Below are 22688 nucleotides of genomic sequence, written 5' to 3' on the forward strand. Positions count from 1 at the left end.
CTAATTTGAAATGAAATAAAAAGGCTCTAAATGAATACTTAGAGCCTTTTCTTTTTATTGTAAAAATGGAGTGTTTGATTTTCGAAATTTAAAGCTTAGCCACGGATTCTCTTACAATCAATGTCGGTGTGAGTTTGTGCTTTAATGGGTAGTCGCGTTTATTAATTAACGATAAAACACCTTTTGCAGCTTCTTCTCCCATCTCGTGTACTGGAAAGTCGACTGTCGATAATCGAGGGCGAATATGTTGGCTATGAGTATCGTTGTCGAAACCTACTACCGAGAGGTCTTGGCCAATCACTAAGTTTCGTTCCGCTGCTACATCATATACAGCAAGTGCGATGTTGTCGTTTTGACAGAAAATAGCGGTGATCTCAGGATCTCGGTCGAGTAAACGTCGAGCTGCGTCATGGTTTCCTTGATGATCAAAGCGCCCTTCAACAAATAGCCCTGCGTTGTATTCAATTCCAAATTCTGATAATGCATTTCGATATCCTTGAAAGCGATCTCGGCTATCAACTTTGCTTAACTGTCCTGTAATACAAGCGACTTTTTTATGCCCATTTTCAAGTAAGTGCTTAGTTGCAAGGTAGCCACCAAGCTCATTATCAATGTAGATACAGCGTTCAGAAATCTCAGGAATAAAACGGTTGAGAATAATCATTGTTTCACTGTCTTTTGCAATTTTGATCAGTTCGTCATCACTGAGCTTGTCTGAGTGCACAATGAGACCATCCACAAGTTTAGATTGTAAAAACTGGATAGAGTCGAGCTCTTTAGTACGTGACTCCTGGCCACTTGTAACGATCAAGTGAATATTGTTCTGGCGAACGGTATTTTCAGCTGTATGCATTAATGGTCCATAGAAAGGTCCATCAAGTGAACCAACTAGCATGCCAATACTATTTGAACGACTGGAGGCTAGAGCTTGTGCAAACGCGTTAGGCTTGTAACCCAGTTGCTCAATAGCTTTGAATACTTTTTCGCGATTGGTTTCCTTTACCGTAGGGTGACCATTTAATGCTCGTGAGACGGTTGATTGAGAAACTTGAGCAAGTTCAGATACTTCTTTAATGGTGATCAATGGTAGTGACCTTATCTCTACAAGGAATGAACTAAGCTATATTACCTGCGTGATCAATAAGAGCCTAGTAATCCAATGATTAATATTTAAAACTCTGAACTGCTTAACGCTAAATTTGAACATTAAGCATACAAAGTAAGGTAACGAATATTTCATATACTCGAACAAATATCAAGAAAGCGCTTTCTGTTCTGTTGTGATGGAAGTAAATCTGTTTTCTGAGCTTAGTTATGAGCCTGAAATAACAGAAACCTGCGAATAAAGGCAGTTAGGTCATTATTCGCAGGCTTCCGGTCATAAAAACTTGGGAACCTACACAACCTACAATGAACTTTGATAAAATGTGAAATTAAACAAGAAAGCGCTTTCCTTAGGTGAGCGTTGTCTCTTTTTTGAACTAAGCACTTTTATATACTCATTTTGATAAAGGCGTTCATAGCATATGGGCTATGTTCGCGGAGTTATTCATTAATCGACCTTCTTTTATGGGTTCCGATATTACGCGTCGCCTACATAGAAAGTCGTGATACAAGGAGTTGTAATGCAACATCTAACCAATCAGGTAAAGATAATAACGTCTTTGATTCCTGTCGCTTTGATGTCTGGCTGTACGTCGATAGAACCGCTAGTTTCCGAAAGTGCTGACTTAGCTCAAACCGAAAAACCTATCATGTTATCTCATGCGTCTGTTGCTTCAAGTCCAGGCTGGCAATTAGTGTGGGAAGACCAGTTTGAAGGGGAGCAAATAAATAAACGTAATTGGTCATTAGAAGTGAACTGTTGGGGAGGAGGGAATAATGAGCAACAGTGCTACACGGATGATCAGAATAACGCATTTGTTAAAGATGGCTTTTTACACATTGTCGCGCTGAAGCAAAGTCATACTGGGCCTGACAATGCGGAAGGTACGATTGGCGGAGCAACTAAGACACTCCCTTATACTTCTGCGAGGCTGAGCACAAAAGACAAACGTGACACCAAATATGGCCGTTATGAAATCACAGCAAAGTTACCTGGTGGGCAAGGTGCGTGGCCCGCAATTTGGATGTTGCCAACCGAAAATAAGTATGGCACATGGGCAGCTTCTGGCGAAATCGATATTATGGAAGCGGTTAACTTAAACACACCTTCAGATGCGGCAGGAGCGAAAAATGATGATCTAGAGAGCCGGATCTATGGGACGTTACATTACGGACGAAATTGGCCAGACAATGTTTATAAGGGGCAGGCCGCGACATTGCCAAATGGTGTGAACCCTACTGAGGGCTTCCATACATACGCGATTGAGTGGGAAGAAGGCGAAATTCGTTGGTATGTAGACAATATTCATTACGCGACTCAAACTCAAGAGGGCTGGTACAGCCAATATGAAGCGGAAGAAGGGAAACTCATTAATGCGAGTGGAGCAGCTCCGTTTGATGAAAAGTTTCATTTGTTATTGAACTTAGCTGTCGGTGGAGCGTGGTCAGCAAACGCAAATGATAAAGGCATCGACGAAGGTTTGTTTCCGAAAACAATGTTAGTTGATTCAGTAAAGGTATACCGTTGTAAGGTTGATCGTTGGAAAGGAAAAGGGTGTGCAAGTCGCTCTGAACATGCGATACAAGTAATAGGGCACGAAGCTCCAGAGATCTTAGCAACCGATGATAGTTATGCTGATGGACCAACGTTGGAGATTTTTACCGAAACTCTTAACGCAAGCTTGGCTTATGCAAGTTATGACCCATTGGATATTGTTGACTATCAAGAAGTGACCGAACCAGATCGTGGAACAGTGCTGCAAGTGAATAAGAATGAAGGATCAGGAAATATCTATTTTCGTTCTCCTGTAACAGATGTGACACATTGGCAAGAAACGGGTGAACTGGTTTTTGATTTGAAAGTTGAAAGCATGGTCGACGGGGTTGAGCTACTGGTTAAGATGGACAGTGGCTGGCCGAAAACAAGTGACTATACCGTGCCGCTTTCAGCAATGAATGAATGGAAGACGGTACGTATTCCAATAGCCGACATTTTAAATAGAGACAATCGATTTGCTGGTGGGAATCAGGCTGATCCAGCAATGATCACCAACCTTTTAGTGTTTGAACCTCAAGGGAAAATGAGCTTTAAATTAGACAATATTCGATTTGAAAAGTAAGCCTTTTAACTAAGGGGTTTGAATAAAAGTCTGAATATAAAGGGAACATACACTGTATGTTCCCTTTTTTATTTTGACGATTATTGAGGAAGACAATCGACTATGTATACCGAAACAGACCTTGAATGAGTGCACGGATCAATTCATCTTTAATATGTGAACGGTGATATTTTACTTGGCTCCATAATTGTTCCAACAAAATACTTAACATCTCTATTTTTGTGACTTACACACAAGAAAGCGCTTTCTTTGGTGGGTTTGATCACGGTTTATATTCACGAGATCGATTTATACTCTTTCCATACCAACTGAGCGGTTAAAGCCAATAAGGTTAAGAGTACATAGTGAATGTGGGCTTAGATTTGATCTTATTTGAATCTGTTCGATTGGTTTTTTTTATAAAAAACAAAGAAAGCGCTTTCTTTTTGAAAGTATAATTTGGAACATGGAGTTATTATGAAACTTTCTAAGCTTACCCTTGCTTGTTTAGTCGCTACTGCTGGCTTGTCTACTGTACCTGCTGTACATGCTGAAAAATCGGATGGATTTGAATTTCACGGTTATTTCCGTGCTGGTGTTCTATTTAGTGAAAATGATGATTTCAAACGTGCAAAGTTCCCTGCATCTAAAGAACGTTTAGGTCGATTGGGTGTTGAGTCGGATAGCCACTTTGAATTAGCACTGCAGAAAAATTTTGAGAATGACGGTGGGCAGAAAGTTCGAATCAAGACACGAGCTGCAGCTAACAATGCGGAATATGCAACCAACCAACTTGGCGCCAATGCCGATGCAACCAACAGCGAAATTGGTATGGCAGAAACTTTTGTCGAGTTTGAAGGTGTATCTGAAACCGGTGTTGTATGGGGTGGTAAGCGCTTTTATGGTAAAGATAATTACATCTTTATGACTGACTTTTTCTACACAGACATGTCAGGTACAGGTGTTGGTATTGAAGGTGTTGAGATAGGTGGTAATAAGTGGGACTTTGCTTATATTGCAAGCGATGATTCTGGCGATACAAGTTTCTGGGGAGACAGTAACAACATCATGCATGCGCTTCATGCTGGCGTGAACTTTGGCAGTGTTGAACTTCATGCTATGGCTAAGTATATGCCAGACAATATGGTCGATTTAAGTTCTGGTAATGGTCCAGAAGCATTCGCTGAGAATGGCTATGAAATGACGGCAATTGTTCACACTGAGTCTGTCTTTGGGTTGTCAGATAAAGGTTTTACAAAATACATCGCGCAGGCTGGTAAAGGCTTAGGTTCGGGTAACCTTTTAGGCGGTACTCTTACGACTTACAACACGTACAAGCCTGGCAGCGATTATCAAAGTTGGTTAACGACAGGTACGGGTTGTGGTACGTCTTGTTTGAAGGCTGTTGATGAAAACGATGTATCACTACGTGCTTTAGCATGGGGTGGGTACTTTTTTGAAAATGGTGTGAATATTTTCCACTCTCTTCAAACCCAGTACAACGATTTTGACAATGGCGACACAGACGGCTGGGTATCAGCAATGGTGCGACCAACGTTCCCAATTTCAGAAAACTTCTTTATCGCTACCGAAGCTGGTTACATGTACAACTACGAAGACCGTAATGGTGAGTCAAAGAATTCTTATGATTACAAGTTAACAGTAGCACCAACTCTAGTTGTGCACTCTGGCTTCGGTCCATCCCCAGAGATTCGCTTCATGGCATCTTACCTTGATGGTGAAATGCAAGACGGTACAGGTAAAGAGGGTGATTTTGTTGTCGGTATTCAAGCTGACATGTGGTGGTAAATTACCTCTCTACAGACCTTTTAATTACACCAAATGTACTGGGGGAGTCGTTAGTATTAAGCCATTGTCATTAGGGCGGACAGGGCTGCAGGTGTGATTTTTTTGCAATAGTTGACCTTTTGTTTGGCAGCGTATAGAGGTTCATTTATATTGCTATGAGTCTTCCACATTTGAGTTTCATTTCAAATGTGTTCTTGCCAAAGATACTCATCGACCGCTTCGAAAGAAGCGGTTTTTTTATGTGTGGTATATCTAATCTTTTAAGGCTTAAGGCTTAAGGCTTAAGGGGTAAAGGATTATGGGTTATGGCAAGCATGTTGATTTCTAAACTCTCGAGGGCTGCATCCATTTTGAAGTTTAAAGCACTTTGAAAAATAGTTGCTGTCAGAAAACCCACAAGACTCAGCGATATGCTGGATACTGTTGCTGTCGTTTAATAATAGCGTCGCCGAATGTCTAATTTGAAGGCCTTTGAGGTATTGATTTGGGGATGTATTTAAAAATTGCCTAAATAGCCTTTCTAGTTGTCGTTTACTAATATAAGCCGCTTGCGCGATAGCTTCTGTATCCAATCCCACGTCTTTGTAATGGCTGTCGATATGAGCAAGTGCTCGGCTCAATGCTAGGGTTGTTTTTGGTAAGCTATGGGTCTGTTCTTGATATCGCCGAGCAAGTTCTATCGCAAGTTGCTGCATTGTGCTCGTCAATATGATTTCAAACCCCTGTTCTGCATTGTCGTATTCCGATTTGATTTGTTGTAGAAGTTCATTGATTCGTTTCAACTGAGAAGCTGATAACGTAAGCTTTGCTTGATATTCAGATGCTTGTCGAGCAATCGGTTCTACCTTGAAAAGTGCTTGATAGCCTGGCATTTGACGCATTGAAGGGACCTCAAAAAAAGGCAATGCCGTATCAAACATCAAGTTTACAATCTTCAGTTTATTTACTTCACAAAATCCATGTTCAATATCCCCATTAATAACAAATACATCCCCTGTACTTAAAGGGTAAGTGTGGGTAGCTACCGTATGCTTTCCACTACCACTCACAACTAAGAAAAGTTCAGAAAAGTCATGGCTATGTACGTCAAAGTCGAAATCGTGATGCCCATCTACATAGGCAAATTTTATCTGGGGATATCTCTGATGACTTTGGAGTCTAAACTTGGTTTTCATGTCGCTATTTTACCTATTACTGTCGCTTATTTGGTAGTTACACGCCGTAGTTAAGATTACTATTTTTTGAACAAAGACAATATTAACTTTTAGAGCGAGAGGTCAAATTTTTGCTCTAAGTAAAAAATAGTAGGACTCAAAATGAATACTGTGGAAATTCTCGAAGCACAGAAGCAGCTTGCACCCATAAGTCGACAAGCGGCTACTGAGGGCATTGTGCTACTAAAAAATAGTGATTCAATATTGCCATTGCAGGCTAGTGATACGGTGTCTCTTTTTGGTCGCTGTCAGATTGATACCTACCGAAGTGGCACTGGATCTGGTGGAGCGGTGAATGTGCCTTATTCCGTAAATGCATTACATGGCTTGTATGAAAATCCAAACATAAATCTCAATCTCAATTTGGTAGAGGTATACCAACGTTGGATCAAGGATAACCCGTTCAATGACGGCGGTGGTGGTTGGGCAGCAGAACCTTGGTTTCAAGATGAAATGCCTCTTTCAGCTTCTGTTGTGATGGATGCCGCCGCCAAATCTAACAAAGCCATTATTTTTATCGGTCGAACGGCGGGTGAGGATCAAGATAATGCTCAGCAGCAAGGCAGTTACAATTTAACCGCACTCGAAATGCAAATGTTGAAGAAAGTGACCGAACATTTTGATGATGTCATTGTGATACTGAACGTGACCAACATTATTGATATGTCATGGGTAAGCTCACTAAAAGATGCAAGTTCGCTCAAGGCGATTTTATATAACTGGGCTTCAGGGATGGAAGGTGGGCATGCATTAGCTGATGTTTTATCTGGTGATGTTAGCCCAAGTGGACGTTTGGCAGACACTATTGCGCACTCTTTATCTGATTACCCTTCGAGCTCGAATTTTGGAAATAAAGACCGGAATTTATATCAAGAAGATATCTATGTCGGGTATCGGTATTTTGAAACTTTCAACCCTAAAGCTGTTCAATTTGAATTTGGTTTTGGGCTGTCCTACACCCGCTTTTCCAATCAATTAAATGCGCTAACAATTCTTGGTTCCGCCTCTGAACAAGAGTTGGTATTTGATATTGAAGTTAAAAACATAGGCGCCCAATACAGTGGCAAGGATGTTGTTCAATTATATGTTGAAGCGCCTCAAGGTCACCTTGGTAAGCCTTCACGAGCACTGATCGGGTTTGTGAAAACACCGACCTTGGCTCCGCAAGAAACGGTGTGTTTGACAATTTCATGTCCGCTCTCTTCCTTCGCGTCATTTGATGACTGCGGTAAAACGGGGCACTCAAATAGTTACGTACTTGAAGCTGGAGAATATCATTTTTATCTAGGAGGAAGTGTTCGCCAAGCAAAGCTTGTTAGTGAGAGCGTTAAAATAGAAGAGTTGTTGGTTGTTGAGCAATTAACGGAAGCACTTGCTCCTGTCACCGGATTTAAGAGATTGATCCCCAAAGGCAACGGGGAAAATGGTGTTTACAGTTGCGATTTCGAATCTGTGCCGCTGCGAACTATAGATTTGAGTAAACGTATTCTGAGTGAGCTTCCAAGTTCTATTCCTCTTAGTGAAGATATGGGCATTCGTTTACTGGATGTTAAGCAGGGGCGAGCGGACATTGATGGATTTATCTCGCAAATGACCGTAAAGCAGTTAGCGACAATTGTTCGTGGTGAAGGTATGTGCAGCCCTAAAGTGACACCTGGTACTGCTGCGGCTTTTGGTGGTGTATCACCAAGCTTGTTTGATCTAGGCATCCCTGTCGTTGCTGCTGCAGATGGTCCGTCTGGTATCCGAATGGATAGCGGACATAAAGCATCTCAAGTCCCAATTGGTACATTATTAGGCTGTACATGGAACACGGAACTGAATGAGAAACTATTTCATTTAGTGGGGAAAGAGATGCAAGCCAATCATATTGATACGTTACTTGGTCCTGGGATTAACATCCACCGCCACCCTTTGAACGGTCGAAATTTTGAGTATTTCTCAGAAGATCCGTTTCTCTCAGGGGTAATGGCAGCATCTCAAACTCTTGGTCTTAAAGCCGCAGGAGTGTCTGGCACAATCAAGCATTTGGTGGCGAATGATCAAGAAACGTCACGGTTTGATGTTGATAGTGTTGTATCACAGAGAGCGCTTCGTGAGATTCATCTGAAGCCTTTTGAAATAGCGGTAAAGCAAGGAGGAGCCACGAGTGTTATGACTTCCTACAATCCTATTAATGGTCACTGGGCTGCATCCAATTACGACCTCAATACCACGATTCTTCGGGGGGAGTGGGGTTATAAAGGGATAGTGATGACGGATTGGTGGGCAAAAATGAATGACCCAATCAAAGGTGGTTCTGAAAGTCGAAGTTACACATCCTTTATGCTTCGCTCTCAAAATGATCTGTATATGGTTGTTGAGCATGATGGTGCGGAAAATAACGTGTCGAATGACGATACGTTACAGGCGCTTGAAAACGGAACGTTGAGCTTAGGTGAGCTGCAAAGAAGCGCGATCAATATTTGCCGCTTTATCATGGAATCTCCAGCAATGGATAGACCCTTAGTTGCGTTTGATCCGATTAAGAGCTTTGACTCGACGAAAAGCTCAGACAGGTGTCAGAACAAGGTTGATGGTGATTTTTGTCAGCTTACTACCGAGCAACATGTAACAGTGCTACCACTTAATACTCAAGAAAACTGTAATATTGTTTTGGAAGTTAAACAGGCTGGTGTGTATCGATGTACGGGTATTGTTCATTACGATAGCGGTACTTTGGCTCAATCGGCGTGTAGTTTGAGTCTCAATAAAGTGTATGCGATGTCTCTATCAGTGAATGGTACTCATGGCGAGACAGTTTCAGTTGAGGGGCTTTCCGTTAAGCTGGATAAAGGTTTTTATCTGTTGGATATTGAATTCATCAAATTAGGCTTAGAATTAGATCAATTAGAATTCACGTTCATGCCTGAATAGGGCTGAGGGATAACAGTCGTTTATTCAACTCTCGTTTGCTAAGAACTGAGGTGAAGTGAGAAAGAAGATAAACGACTGCTTTGAGTCTGAGTTACTGTGCTTTTTGATATTGTTTCATCGCGTCAACAAAGGTGTTTCGCATCCCCTCTATTCCTAGTCGCTCAGATTCTTCAACGTAAGTCAGTGCAGCACTGAAATCTCCAGATGAAACCGAGTTTTCTATAAGAGTTTTATAAACCTCTTTCTTAATCAGTGTATTTTCCGTTAATAAATCTGATTGGGCTATGGTTGATTCTGGAAGAATTTGTTGGACTCGATTTTGACGTTTTTGTTCTTCAGCAACGGTGGTGATAGCCGTAAAGTCAAAATCAAAAGTGATTTTTCCTATCGCAGAGTGGGGTATCGCGTAGTCCGTATTATGAGCGATGTTTGCTTGGACATCGCCAGAACGTATCGCCATATCACTTGGTTTTTCGACGGGAGTTGTTTCCGCGAGTGCTTCGCTGGTTGTGAATATGACCAAGTAAGCAGGAGCCTCGCCGTTCAAGTAACGTTCTTGCAGTTCTATTTGCGCACCATATTGTGCATCATCAAGCAGGCTAAGCGGCTGATACTTTATGGTTTCATTGCCAATGACATCTAAAGGTTGGTAGTTTTGATCTAAGACCAAAAGTGACGGAACGAACGCTGAATAATTAGCATTTGAAGTTACAGAAAAACGAATAGCATCTAGTGTTGTAGGAAGCTTAAGTCCTCCAGCAAAGGAACGGCCAGATTTGAACTCGACCCTAGGGCTTGCTGTGGTGATAGAAACAAATGTTCTTTCTGGGTTCGTGACGCTTTGATATTGAATAGTACTAAGGGTTTCGCAGCAGTTTTCGCTGTTTTGTAGTGACTCTAGCCCCGGAGAAGATTTGTGATAGCTAACCGGTGATTCTGTTGCTGTTGAACAAGCGTTGAGCATCAATACTGTTGGGATCATTGCTAGGTATTTCATAATTCCTCTCAGTTAAAAAATATACAATTAACTCAGGATGCTTAATTGATAATAACCTCACTATACAAGAAAGCGCTTTCTTTTTGTTGATGAATGCTTGATTTAGAGAAAAATTAAGGGAGTTCTTAGAGAAATTAATTTGTGACTGCTTGGACTCTGCTGTTTCAGATTCTAATCTAGAGGCACTGAGAAACCAACGTCGTCCCTAACTATTCTTCTAAGTTTTACAATGCGTTTTGCTCCAGAAGTTAGATTAAAAGTCTTTCTAGATTCAGTACCCAAGGGAATTCTGGTAAATCCAAAAAATTCTAAGTCCTATAACTCGCACGTAAGCATCCCCAATAATTGTGGGTTCGAGGACCTTGGTATTACCATTGTGACTTTAAAGTGCTATGTATTATAAATTGATTTCGGTTTGATCGAAGTATGTCTTTAATCTGGCGATTAATTCCCACTGCGTATAAATAACCTTGCATTTATAAATTCTGACAATATTATAATGAAAAGAAAGCGCTTTCACGGATGGATGGGTATGGGATTGAATAAAAAATTGATGATGATCTTAGGGTTGTTGTTTCTTATGGTAGTTTTAGCGATCAGTGGCTGGGGGTATAGTTCATTTAAAAAAGAATCAACTGAAAACTACCGCCTCTTACTAGAGACCGAGTCCAAGCTTATTGGTTATGCTCTAGAGCAAAAAGTTGAACGTAATTTTGACGTACTAAAGACGGTATCAAATATTGTTTCAATATCGAGTAAAGGTGTTATGGACTTACGTGAGCTCATGCATCAATTAGATTCGATAGTAGAAAATAACCAAGTCATAAACGCATATATATCCCTTTCTAATGGGGTTACCTATTCCACCTCCACAAACGGAGTAGTACCTAACTTTAATGCAAGAGAGAAACAGCGTGAGTGGTTTGTCCGCATTTTTTCAGGCGAGTCTCATGTAGTCACTTCACCGTATATGAGTTCTGAAGGTAGTGCAGTTATGGCTGTGGCAGTACCCGTTCGAAGGAGGGGATTTGTTGTTGGTGCCTTGGTGACTAATATTAAAGTTAACAGTTTGACTCAGTTTGTTTCTGGGTTATCTCCGGACAATCAAGTTTGGGTTGCGCGAGAAGATGGATACATCTTAGCTTCCAAATATCCAGACCTTCTAGGGAAGGATTTGTATCAAGAGCGACCTAGTTACGCTGCTTATCAAGACTCAACTAAGAGTTCGCATTCTTACATATATGAAGGGCAAGAATATTTTGTAGCGTCGAATAAACTTACTAGTAATGGTTGGACTGTTTGGGGATGGCAGCCTTGGCAAGATATTACTAGAGCTTCAGAAGCTAATTTCTTATCCAGTTTGATGCTTTCACTAGCGTTAATTCTGGTGGCTCTGTTTGTTTTATATCTTTGCCTTAAGAAGTTTGTTTATGAGCCATTAGGTGGAGAGCCTGGGGAAATCATGGAGCTAATGGATTCTATTGCTTTGGGAGATCTTTCGAAACGTTCATCGTACAAAAAGCCAATTGGAATCTACGCATCGGTGTTTGGTATGTCTGCTAAGTTAAGAATTATACTCCAGGAAGTAAAAGGTGTATCTCACCAAGTAGGGGATGTTTCTGTGGAAGTCGACTCGGCAGCCTCTATGGTGAGTTTTAATGCTAAGGAGCAAATGCAGAACCTTGAGCAAACCGCGACTGCTATGAATCAAATGTCTTCAACTGTTGATGAAGTCGCTATAAATGCGAATAGTGCCTCTCTAGCAGCACAACAAGCTTACAGCAACGCAAGTAAAGGCATGGACCTGGTCAAAGGTGTTGACCAAGGTATAGATACTTTGGTTAAAAGTATCGCCTTAGCTCAAGAAGCAATATTGGCTGTTGATAAAGAGACTCAGAGTGTTGGTCAGATTGTTGATGTTATAGAAGATATTGCTGAGCAGACTAATTTACTTGCATTGAATGCAGCTATTGAAGCTGCTCGTGCAGGAGAGCAAGGGCGTGGATTTGCAGTTGTTGCTGATGAAGTTCGAAGTCTCGCAAGCCGAACCCAGACTAGTACTGCGCAGATTCAGAGTCTTATTAGTCAACTACAAAATGAGGCGACTCGCTCAGTAGATATTATGAGACTAAATGAAGAGGAATCGAGTTCTATATTGGTTTTTTCTAAACAAGCAACCGAAGCTCTCGGTACAATTCAAACATCTGTCTCAGAGATTCAAGGTATGAATGTTCAAATAGCCACTGCGGCAGAGGAGCAATCGGTTGTTGCTGCGCAAATTAATGAATCAGTATCGGATATCCATACTTTGGCAGGGAAAACACACGAGGGCTCGTCAGAAAACAGGGAGCTTGCTGGTCAACTCAAAGTTGGCGCAAAAAATTTAGCAAAACAAGTTAGTCAGTTTAAGTTTTAGCACGTTTATCGCTCTTGGCTAGCTGTTAACGTGAAGTCGTATGTTGAAAGATTATTATGGGTGGTATAGGTGGTATGAATAGGTTGGTTACGCCTCAAAGACTTGCTGATTTATTTGACAGTGCCAGTGAAGGTTTATGGTTTATGAGTGATGATAATGTCGTCCAATTTTACAATAATACATTCTATAAGCAGTTTAATGTGTCATTAGCCCACACAAAGTTTGATGATTGGCTTGAGTTAGTCCACCCTGAAGATAAAAGGCTATTAAAACAAGATGTTGATATTCATCAAAAAGATAAAGTTGACTCTCGGGTAACAACTCGATATCGAGTTAAAAATCGATCAGGTTGTTATGTCTGGATTGAAGCTACAGGATTGAGGATCGAAGAACGTGGTGGGCTTGCTATGGTCGGCACTCATAAAGACATTTCTGAGACTACTCTCCTCAATGACTACTTGATGTACACGGCAGACCATGACTCTGAGACAGGGTTGCCCAATCGCAAGTTGTTCCTTCAAACTTTATCTAAGATGGGTGAGGAACACTGCATTATTGTTTGTTGCTTAACTCATTTACGGCAGTTTCAAAGACAGATTGGAGTTGACGCTACTCGTCAATTAGTTTCAATTTTAGTTTCAACTCTGGATCATTTTCTCTCATCAAAATATGAGTTATATCGTATTAGTTGGGATGTATTTATAGCTGTTGTGAAAAAGTCCTCAAACTATAGGGTGGGGGTAACATTAATGAGTCAAATAGAAAAAGATTTCCAAAGTCGGGGGCAAGAATGTAATTCGACGGTAATGAGTCGACTGGGGGTTGGGTATATTCCCGTTAAAAATATATCTCGGAATTTATTATTGAAAAATATATTTGATTTATCTGAATATGTTCGTTTGGTTCGGTCACCTATCGCGTACTTAGGCGATGAAAAAGAGGGTGTAGATCGTTATTTTCAAGTGCTAGATTCCCTAAAATATGGCATTGACTCGCATCAACTAAGCATCTCTTTGCAACCAATAGTTGAAGTTTCTACAGGGAGTATTATCAGTTTTGAAGCATTAGCTCGCTGGCAGCATGATAAGTTAGGTGATATTCCTCCTAGCGAGTTTATACCAATAGCTGAAAATATGGGCTATATCCATGCACTTGGAATGGAAGTGTTAGAGTTGGCATGTGAATTTTTAGATACGCATGATAGTACAAGTCTCCAGAAGCCTCTTATTAATGTAAATATATCTGGGTATCAGCTTTTGAAAGCAAGCTTTGTTGATGATGTTTTAGCTTCAACATTAAAATTTGGTATTAATCCTGAGCGTGTTGTAATAGAAATAACGGAGTCCTATTTACTTGAAGAAGAGCCTATTATAATGAGCACTCTCAACTCACTCCATAGACATGGTTTTAAGCTTTCTATTGATGATTTTGGCTCTGGTATGAGTGCTTTTACTAGTCTATATCGTCTTCCACTATATCAAATCAAGCTTGATAGAGCTTTGGCTAATGAAGTAATGAAATTGGATGCTTGCTCTAAGCTTGTTGCATATTTATGTGATTTTTGTTTGTTACAAGGTGTAAAACTTGTAGCTGAAGGTGTGGAGAGTAAAGCAATGCTGACTAAACTGACTAGTTTGGGTGTACCATATTTACAAGGTTACTATTTGTACAAACCTTCTTGGGCACATGTTTGGTTGGAGCGTTGTAAGTGATTCTATAGCTTAACCTTTGAGGACATTGTTTCTTCTCTAGAGTTTAGTGACAAAAGCCCTTAAATGCTGACTGATGATGTGAGAGCTACCGCTCGGGAATCCCTAACCCATTCAGCTTGTTCAGTACTTTTTTATTATGGTGTAAGATTTCTCCAATCAGAACGTTGTAATTTTTAAGCTTAATGTAACGCCAAAAAACATCTTAATAAGAACATCGTAGCTGGTTAGTTTTTTAAACGAGGGGGGGGGGGGGGAAATATCTGATTTGGTGTGTGCGTATTTACCTTTGAAGCAATATAGAATGAAGCTTTTATAAGGTAACTATGAATTTACCATTAATTAAAACACTAAAATACCTGTAGCAGATGCCATGATATGCCTGTAATGAAAGCTTAGATACAATACAATTCCAAATATTGAAGTTATTTCAACGATATGGTGAATTTAGAATAGATCAAGTCGTTGAAAATACGGGTCAAAACTCGAAAATTTCGTTACCTGCATTACATGACTTGATAGCAAAACGTTTATTAAGTTTCGATTGGCATGCACCTATTGGCTGGGATACGTTAGCGATCAAACCATTGTTATCCAACAATTGCGTGTTCTAAGTTTAATTCGATTTCACTATCAATCATGGAGTGAAATGAGCTTGGCCTGTTTGAGAAAAATTGGATGAACGAAACGTGACCGAATTCCTTTTTGCTGATATGGACCCACCAATGAATCAAACCCCAACGATAGCTTTTGGGGACGCCAGGTAGATCTTTTGACTCATTGCCGGCGAGCCAGTTTGCAACAGTGAATATTGCATCATGACTCATCTCTGGACTCTTTATGGCGATAGGTTCTTTGCAATTACTGCAACTTTCTTTTAAATCAGACTGCGGTAGTCAAATTCAGTGCCACAGCTACAGCTGTTGACTAAGGGTACATCATGAATGTGGTAGTGATCGTAACCCTCAAAATGCCAAAGGTAGGAGGCATAGCTATTTTGTTGTAGGCACAAAGGGCTGCAGGGTATGGACTTTGTTCGGAGTAAACTGCGAGGAAAAACTTCTGAACCATGAATCACAGCACTAGTGGATGGAGAGTATTTTAAATTTGTTCTGTTTATTGCTAACCCAAGCTGGTCCGGAGCAGGAACTGTTATTAGCCGAGCACGGGTTTATCCTCGTGATGTTCGTAGCAAAGGTTTGATAGCCGTGATGGTCAATGTATTGAAGGAAGCGCTTTGTGGGCTCAAGGAAACGATGACATCATCATATCCACACGGATAAAGAAGCTTTCTAGTGATTCACCTTTGTATGGTGTTGGACGCTGAAGAAACATAATTAAACTACAGGCTCCTTAAAAATCCATAGTATTAATTTAGTCTATTGAACTATAAGAAAAAGGTTCTATTTCAATTCTGTGGGTAGCTTCTCCCCCCTAGCTAATAGAGATTGTAGTGTAATTAGGTTTAAACACGTTTTTGCCCATTGTGAGCCACGAGAGCTGAATTTTGAATAACAAAAACTAATACATTGCCAGCTCGAACCAGAGTATGGTTACTGATTGTAACTACTTCGTTATTTGATGTAAGAATCCAGAACTTTCAGCACTATTTCCATATCAGCTTCACGTTGCTCTTTGTCTTCCTCTAGTACAACGTGCTCAAGCAAGTGTCCTTTGATCACCTCTCGCATCAAGCCATTTACCGCGCCTCGAATAGCAGCAATCTGCTGCAACACATCTTGGCACTCATGCTCGTCTTCTAGCATTTTTTTAAGTCCATTCACTTGACCTTGTATTTTACTAACTCGGGTATTGAGCTTCTTCTGATCTCTAGTTGTGTGTGACATGGCTTATCTTCTCTATGTTTTAGGCTGAGTGATTCTAATCGATAATGTAGCACTCAATTTATACTGGGGGGTAGTATTTAATACTAGGGGGGAGTATAGTTTGCATCAAATTTGAACTAGCAACAGAGAAAAAAATGGATTTTGTAACGCTGCTCCAACAAGGTAATGGGTGGTTCTTTATTCCCAGTGCTATTTTACTTGGTGCTTTGCACGGTCTTGAGCCTGGACATTCGAAAACGATGATGGCTGCTTTCATTGTCGCGGTTAGAGGGACTGTCAAACAAGCAGTGATGCTGGGGTTAGCTGCCACACTTTCTCACACTGCTATTGTGTGGTTAATCGCTGTTGGAGGGATGTATATCAGCCAGAAGTTTACGGCTGAAGCTACTGAACCATGGATGCAGCTGATTTCAGGGTTCATTATTGTCTCGACAGGTTTATGGATGTTCTGGAGAACGTGGAGCGATGAGCGTGCTTGGCGTAAAGCTCATTCCCATGCTCATGATTGGACCACTCAAGTCGTTGATACAGGGCACGGGCATGTTTCGCTCTCTATCACAGAAGAAGGGTGTCATCATCGTTTTCAGTTGCGAACACTCAAAGGGAAGCCTCTAACGGCTGAAGGTGCCAAGATTTCAGTACCGAGCAATAATTCTCTATGTGCTGATATCTATCACTTTATTGAGCGCAATGGGTACTTAGAATCGGCATCCTGTATTGAAACCTCTGATGATATTTCTGTCACATTGATTATCGGACACCACGATCATACACATGATTTTGATGTACATTTTAGTTCAGATTCTCATTCAGAAAGTGACAACAAGGAATACCAAGATGCTCATGAACGCGCTCACGCTTTAGATATACAAAAGCGTTTTGAGAACCGAGATGTCACTAATGGGCAAATAGTGCTTTTTGGTTTAACAGGTGGTTTGATTCCATGTCCTGCTGCGGTAACGGTTTTGCTTATCTGCTTGCAGCTTAAGGCGATGACACTTGGTGCTACCTTGGTTGTGTCATTCAGCATTGGTTTAGCTCTAACTCTAGTTGCGGTTGGTGTTGTGGCGGCCGTTGGGGTGCAAAAAGCGACATCTAAATGGAGTGGCTTGAACGATGTTGCACGTCGAGCACCTTACTTATCGGGCGTCTTGATCAGTGCGGTTGGCTTATACATGGGGATGCACGGATATACATCATTGATGAGCTAAGATCTGTGAAACAGTTCGCTATTGAGCTTACATAAATAAGCCAGAGACTGTTGATGTTTCAGGTTTGTTATAATATAACAATAGTTATTTTCCTCACTCTCAATTAACTATCTCAATGTTGGCAAAGGTGTATGGTTTCTAAAGCTCTAACACAATGTATTAGCTTACTGATGCTATTTATCATTGCATTAGGCACTACCACATCTGCTATAGGCGAGTTTCGTTCTCATAGTTTGTCGTCAATATCGCAAACAGATAGTAGCCACACACATTCTCATCCATCAAGCCATTCACATGATGTCGATAGTGAATACTCATTTCACCATGACGCGAGCAATCATAATCACACGTATGACAGTGCAACATTAAAAGCGGTGGCTCATACAGTCTTTATGAGAGTGATGGTATCAATCTATGGTGGGAAAGTCAGCGGTACGCCTGTCCATAAACCCTTCAGAATAGAGCGTCCTCCAAGAGCATTGTTGTTTACTTGATAACTGCCGTAATCAGCGGTGAAAGAAGATTCAACAAACAATGGAGTTACTATGAACTTACTCTCTTTACGCGAAGTGATTACGTTGCCTATCGGTATGGCGACGTCGCTTCGTAAGAGGATACTTTATCTCGTTTTAGCCTTACTTACGGTGATGAGTACTGACGTATTTGCACATGCCGTCGCACAGGGTGATAAAGGCTATATCCAAGAAATCACAGGCACCAATATCATTGCGTTTATGTATCTAGGTGCGAAGCACATGGTGACAGGATACGATCATATCTTGTTTTTATTTGGCGTGATTTTCTTCCTCTATAAAATGAAACACATCGCTTTGTATGTGAGCCTTTTTGCGCTAGGACATTCGTCTACCATGCTGCTTGGTGTGTACTTCAATATTGGCATTAACAGTTACATTATCGATGCCATCATCGGGTTATCTGTGGTCTACAAGGCATTGGATAACTTAGGCGCGTTTCAGCGATGGTTTGGCGTACAACCCAATACAAAACTTGCAACCTTGTTGTTCGGTTTCTGTCATGGTTTCGGGTTGTCGTCGAAGATCATCGAATACGATATTTCTCCTGACGGATTAATTCCTAATCTACTGGCGTTCAACATAGGTGTAGAAATTGGGCAATTGATTGCCTTAGGCACCATTTTGATTGTTATGGGCTTTTGGAGGCGACATACCAGTTTTTATCGCCAAGCCTACTCAGTCAATGTCGTTATGATGAGCTTGGGTTTCATGCTTATCGGTTATCAACTAACGGGCTACGTTGTTGCTCAGTAAAAAGAAAAAGGAATCAATCATGTACAACACAGATATGCCAAATCGTGCCCAGCTACCGACAACTAAACAGCTTGTTCGCTCAACCTTTATCGCACTAGCAACCGCTATTGTTCTGCTCATCACAGTCATTCTGCCTGCTGAGTATGCTATTGACCCAACAGGTATGGGCAGAGCGTTGGGATTAACCGAAATGGGTGAGATTAAGGCTCAACTAACCCAAGAAGCAGAAAGAGACCAAGTTAATAGCGTTGTGGTTGCCGCGACAAAAAAGGCTCAAATCGAGCCTATGAATGCCGAACTCGAAGCTGCTCCTCAGCAACTTGAGATAACTTCTACAAAAGCGGAGGTCGCTGCTGCCGTCGAGCCTGTTTGGAAAGACAAGATTATGCTTTCACTTAATCCAGGAGAAGGTGCAGAAGTTAAGTTGGTCATGGAAAAAGGCCAAGTTGCTCAATTTGAATGGACATCGAAAGGTGGCCCTGTCAACTACGACACTCATGGCGATGGCAATGGAAATTCGATCAGCTATGAAAAAGGACGTGGTGTACCCAATGACGAAGGGAACTTAGTCGCGGCTTTTACTGGAAACCACGGTTGGTTTTTCCGTAACCGAAATGACAACGTTGTTATGGTTATCCTGAGAACCAATGGTGATTATGCGGAAATGAAGCGTGTTCTGTAGCTGAGAACTTAGCCTCTATCGAATTTCGAGTCGTAGAGGCTATTTTTTACGTTTACCATTAGTTTTTCTATTGAGCGCTAACTCACTTTTGTCCAGGAATGTGTTTGAAGATTTATTGGTTAAGATTTATTGGTTAAAAATAAATTTTAAGCTTGCCTAGACTGGTGTGATGAAAGTAACTTTCTTACTGCTGTAGTTTGGCGAAAATGTATAATTCACAAAATTATCAACTTATGGTTGTTTTGGTCGATATCAACATATGGTTGTTTTTTTGGTAACTTTCTGAAATGAAAGGAATTACATTTATCACATTATGGTTGTTTCAACATTTGAATTTTTAAGAATTGAGCCACTTTAGAGTGGCTCTTTTTTTACCTGAAATTTGGCAAGTGGCGACAGGTTACAGGTTTGAAAGAGGATTATGGATAATTGCTTCAGATAGGTGATCAGGTGCGAAGTGAGCATAGCGCATTGTCATACTGATATCGGCGTGACCTAGAATATCCCTTAGCACTAAAATATTACCGCCATTCACCATGAAGTGACTTGCGAGCGAATGACGCAAAATATCGGAGGCTTGCTCTGAGGTTGGTTTATATATCTCGTTGTAAGACCCTTCAGATATGGGTACAGAGCAACTCTTCTTCAAAGCAAAGCGTTCTGAGTTTGGTCTTGATAGGGAGAAAGCGGATTTTCATTACATGTGGGTAGCTGAAAGCCCAATGAATGAAGATGGAGAGCCGAACCCTCACGTACATTTATTACTGAAGTGGACTGTCGATAAAAAGTATTTTCGAGATTGGGCAAAGCGGCTGGAATCTTTATGGGGTCATGAAATGGCGCATATTGAACGAATCAAACATCCTAAAGCGGCGAGTTCTTATCTTATTAAGGCGGTAGGTTATGCCGCGAAGGGTACAAATGCTGATCAGGGTTTAATTAAAGGTAACCGATACAGTATTGCTCGGGTATCAAGAGCACCCAGCTGGGAAACCCTTGCCTCATTTGATGCAGATAATATGACGGCAATTATCAGGGAGCTAGATTATAGGCTAGAGCAGTGGAAGAAACCGCTTCAAAGGTCAATTTCTCGAATCAATAAGCAAAAAACTCAAACCATTAAGGCATCCAGCATTGCCAGAGAGCAGGGGAAATCAGAGGTACATCTTAAAAAACTGCAGGCTCTAATTATCCGCTTAGGACATGCAGCAAAGAAAACCGCGCAAGAAATGAAATCAAAACAGATGCACGCCTCAAGTGGGAATAGGTTTTCGCTGACTTTTGATGGTGACGAAGCTAAAGAACGTATGGATAAGTTTTTATTGTGGGCTGCTGGTGCTCGCGGTTGGTCGATGGACTGCCGAGATATAGATTGTAGTGATCTTAAAAAAGAAGCAGATGAAGCATACCAAGAGCAGTTTAGTCACTTTCAAGATAGGTGGGCGTATTGGAAATCGGTCTTTGAAGATAGTCCACCAATCCAAGATGTTGATGAAGACGAGCGAAGCTATTGGTTGGGTGTCCAGGAAGGGTATTTGTCAGCGCAGAATGAAACGACGTTACATTGATTGGTTGTCGAATGTCTAGATATAGAGAACGATGATTTAAAATCATATTCGAATGTGTATTATGAATTGGTATGTAGTACGTCAGCGAGGTCAGTTAAAAATAAGGAGTATTTTTAATGTGGAAAAAAAAGCCGAATTTCAAAAGAAGTCACGGTTACTCGTTTGCTGAAAGAAAGGTTACACGCAACTCGCGAGGAAAGATTAAAGCCATACAAGAAGATTGGAAAGATTCATCATTAAAAAAGCTTCTTATTAGTTTAATTAGCATACTTTTTCTAGGTATTAGGAAAGGGCTATTTATTGCTTCGTTAAGTGTGAGTATTGGATTCGTTGGGACATTTTTATCACAAAGAGATGCATACTCAAGCAGAGTGCTTTCTGCTTGGTCAATTTTGGGAAGCGGTATAGGAGGAGGTCCACAGTCAGAAGCATTACGTTATCTATCATCATGGAAATGCTATGGGCTTGACGCCTTTTTGTCGTCAGATCTAAACGGTTTGGATTATAGCCTTTTTGGTGAACATAGAATTAATTTACCCAGAGTTATAGCCCCAGAGGAAGAATCATTTTATGAACAATTTTTGAAACATATTTGCATTTATCCTAGTAGCTTTGACAGTTTTGATTTCTCATCAAAAAACAATGCTGATGAACCCCGAAATAAAATACAGTATCAACATTTAGATCTTAAATATTTAAATTTTTCATATTCCACTTTAAATTATGTGAGCTTTCGTAAGGTGTATTTTTATAAATCATTGTTTACTAAAGCAAGTTTTGATGAGTCCTTTTTTTCAGAAACTAAATTTAAGAGCGTATATACTCTGGGTTTGACCCGGTTTAAAAAGACTTTTTGGGCAAATTCGGAAATCCTAGACAGTACTGTACCGCGTTCAAATTTCTCGGGTTCTACATTTTTTTTTGGTGTTGTGTTTAAAAAAAATAATTTTGAGCATTCTAGTTTTAATGACTCTGATTTTGGATTCGGCTCTAGTTTTCAGAATAATTATATGGAACGGGCAGATTTTAGAAATTCTGTATTTAGCTCTTCTTTCTTTGGTAACAATATCGAAAAAGCCGATTTTAGAGGCGCAGAGTTTTCATCCAAGATTGAACCATGTGACTTTTTTAAACAAAATACAAATTGGGAATTAGCATATAGAGATGAGGAATATGCTTGCGGAGCTACTGTTCCGGATCCAACAGAAAAAGATAGATTAGAAGCAAAGAAAGTATCTAAATGACGCCTTACAGATAGTTTTAATTGATATCAGTGAATTAGAAATGACGTTAATGGATAGGAAGAAAGTCTATATTAATATTGAGATGAGAATTCACTGCGCTTGATACTAATAATTAATTGCCTACAGAATTGAAAGTTGCTGTTTAAGCTGCTGCTCTGGCGCTAATGCATTCACTACTTCAAAAGCTAACTGTGAAGTTGTCTTTGCTGAAGGGCTAAGAGTATGACTGAAGGTTAGTTCATCACGAAGGAGTGACCGCATTCGGAGTCAATACAACTACAATATAAGTCGCTATAACTCGCTGAAATACGGTTGGATTTCTGTATGCGGGCTTTCTCGCCATACTCGGGAAAACTACTCTCATTTGGGCACCATAAATCTAGTAAGGTATCAATAATACTTCACTATCAATATTATTAATACTGACCAATACAGTAGTTTTATTTAACCCAGCAAGGTAACTGTAATACCCCTAATATTGTATGGAATAAAATAGTTACCGTTTCATTATAAGTAGTTTGGTTTGCCAGTCTTACGAAAAATTATACGATCTATATCATCCTATTGATTCTTTTTATAAATT

15 protein-coding genes and 2 pseudogenes are annotated in these 22688 nt (G+C 40.5%); 11 read left to right on the forward strand and 6 right to left on the reverse strand.

The window, feature by feature from the left end; all coding sequences use genetic code 11:
- Positions 1 to 88: 88 nt before the first annotated feature.
- Positions 89 to 1084: a LacI family DNA-binding transcriptional regulator gene (locus tag L4C37_RS13200; protein ID WP_429768868.1), complete on the reverse strand. Its 996-nt coding sequence runs from the start codon at positions 1082 to 1084 to the stop codon at positions 89 to 91.
- 541 nt (positions 1085 to 1625) lie between these two features.
- On the opposite strand from L4C37_RS13200, the gene L4C37_RS13205 reads away from it, so the two are divergent.
- Complete coding sequence (locus L4C37_RS13205) at positions 1626 to 3224, forward strand: glycoside hydrolase family 16 protein (protein ID WP_429768869.1); 1599 nt, start codon at positions 1626 to 1628, stop codon at positions 3222 to 3224.
- 456 nt (positions 3225 to 3680) lie between these two features.
- Positions 3681 to 5012: a carbohydrate porin gene (locus tag L4C37_RS13210; protein ID WP_429768870.1), complete on the forward strand. Its 1332-nt coding sequence runs from the start codon at positions 3681 to 3683 to the stop codon at positions 5010 to 5012.
- 296 nt (positions 5013 to 5308) lie between these two features.
- Here L4C37_RS13210 and L4C37_RS13215 read toward each other — a convergent pair whose 3' ends face one another.
- Complete coding sequence (locus L4C37_RS13215) at positions 5309 to 6187, reverse strand: helix-turn-helix domain-containing protein (RefSeq protein ID WP_429768871.1); 879 nt, start codon at positions 6185 to 6187, stop codon at positions 5309 to 5311.
- Positions 6188 to 6328: 141 nt separating this feature from the next.
- Here L4C37_RS13215 and L4C37_RS13220 point away from each other — a divergent pair, with 141 nt between their 5' ends.
- Positions 6329 to 9142: a glycoside hydrolase family 3 protein gene (locus L4C37_RS13220; protein WP_429768872.1), complete on the forward strand. Its 2814-nt coding sequence runs from the start codon at positions 6329 to 6331 to the stop codon at positions 9140 to 9142.
- 91 nt (positions 9143 to 9233) lie between these two features.
- On the opposite strand, the gene L4C37_RS13225 is transcribed toward L4C37_RS13220, so the two are convergent.
- Positions 9234 to 10139, reverse strand: a complete 906-nt coding sequence (locus tag L4C37_RS13225) for a MalM family protein (protein ID WP_429768873.1) — start codon at positions 10137 to 10139, stop codon at positions 9234 to 9236.
- Between the two features lie 532 nt (positions 10140 to 10671).
- Between L4C37_RS13225 and L4C37_RS13230 the strand changes: the two genes are divergently transcribed.
- Both L4C37_RS13230 and L4C37_RS13235 read left to right on the forward strand, forming a co-directional pair.
- Positions 10672 to 12555: a methyl-accepting chemotaxis protein gene (locus tag L4C37_RS13230; RefSeq protein WP_429768874.1), complete on the forward strand. Its 1884-nt coding sequence runs from the start codon at positions 10672 to 10674 to the stop codon at positions 12553 to 12555.
- A 56-nt stretch (positions 12556 to 12611) separates the two neighbouring features.
- On the forward strand, positions 12612 to 14267 hold the full coding sequence (locus tag L4C37_RS13235) for an EAL domain-containing protein (protein ID WP_429768875.1): 1656 nt from the start codon (positions 12612 to 12614) through the stop codon (positions 14265 to 14267).
- Between the two features lie 1571 nt (positions 14268 to 15838).
- Here L4C37_RS13235 and rcnR read toward each other — a convergent pair.
- On the reverse strand, positions 15839 to 16111 hold the full coding sequence (gene rcnR / locus L4C37_RS13240) for a Ni(II)/Co(II)-binding transcriptional repressor RcnR (protein WP_429768876.1): 273 nt from the start codon (positions 16109 to 16111) through the stop codon (positions 15839 to 15841).
- A 134-nt stretch (positions 16112 to 16245) separates the two neighbouring features.
- Here rcnR and L4C37_RS13245 point away from each other — a divergent pair, with 134 nt between their 5' ends.
- The 4 genes from L4C37_RS13245 (at position 16246) to L4C37_RS13260 (ending at position 19293) form a co-directional block, all read left to right on the forward strand.
- A complete protein-coding gene (locus L4C37_RS13245; protein ID WP_429768877.1) occupies positions 16246 to 17322 on the forward strand; it encodes a nickel/cobalt efflux protein RcnA in 1077 nt (358 codons plus the stop codon).
- A 131-nt stretch (positions 17323 to 17453) separates the two neighbouring features.
- Complete coding sequence (locus L4C37_RS13250; RefSeq protein WP_429768878.1) at positions 17454 to 17816, forward strand: hypothetical protein; 363 nt, start codon at positions 17454 to 17456, stop codon at positions 17814 to 17816.
- Between the two features lie 51 nt (positions 17817 to 17867).
- Complete coding sequence (locus L4C37_RS13255; protein WP_429768879.1) at positions 17868 to 18611, forward strand: HupE/UreJ family protein; 744 nt, start codon at positions 17868 to 17870, stop codon at positions 18609 to 18611.
- Positions 18612 to 18630: 19 nt separating this feature from the next.
- Complete coding sequence (locus L4C37_RS13260) at positions 18631 to 19293, forward strand: transmembrane anchor protein (protein ID WP_429768880.1); 663 nt, start codon at positions 18631 to 18633, stop codon at positions 19291 to 19293.
- Between the two features lie 400 nt (positions 19294 to 19693).
- Here the strand turns inward: L4C37_RS13260 and L4C37_RS13265 are convergent.
- A pseudogene (locus tag L4C37_RS13265) lies at positions 19694 to 19939 on the reverse strand (tyrosine-type recombinase/integrase); the annotation flags it as partial.
- Here L4C37_RS13265 and L4C37_RS13270 point away from each other — a divergent pair.
- The gene (locus L4C37_RS13270) at positions 19917 to 20861 is read left to right on the forward strand and encodes a rolling circle replication-associated protein (RefSeq protein WP_489686373.1); all 945 of its coding nucleotides are present in this window, start codon (positions 19917 to 19919) and stop codon (positions 20859 to 20861) included. The pseudogene L4C37_RS13265 and the gene L4C37_RS13270 sit on opposite strands and share 23 nt — an antisense overlap.
- A gap of 116 nt (positions 20862 to 20977) precedes the next feature.
- Complete coding sequence (locus tag L4C37_RS13275; protein ID WP_429768881.1) at positions 20978 to 22105, forward strand: pentapeptide repeat-containing protein; 1128 nt, start codon at positions 20978 to 20980, stop codon at positions 22103 to 22105.
- A gap of 120 nt (positions 22106 to 22225) precedes the next feature.
- Here the strand turns inward: L4C37_RS13275 and L4C37_RS13280 are convergent.
- Positions 22226 to 22500: pseudogene (locus L4C37_RS13280) on the reverse strand (ogr/Delta-like zinc finger family protein).
- Positions 22501 to 22688: the final 188 nt, after the last annotated feature.

The sequence above is a fragment of the Vibrio kagoshimensis genome (assembly GCF_050337535.1).
In the GTDB taxonomy this organism is placed as follows: Bacteria; Pseudomonadota; Gammaproteobacteria; order Enterobacterales; family Vibrionaceae; genus Vibrio; species Vibrio gallaecicus.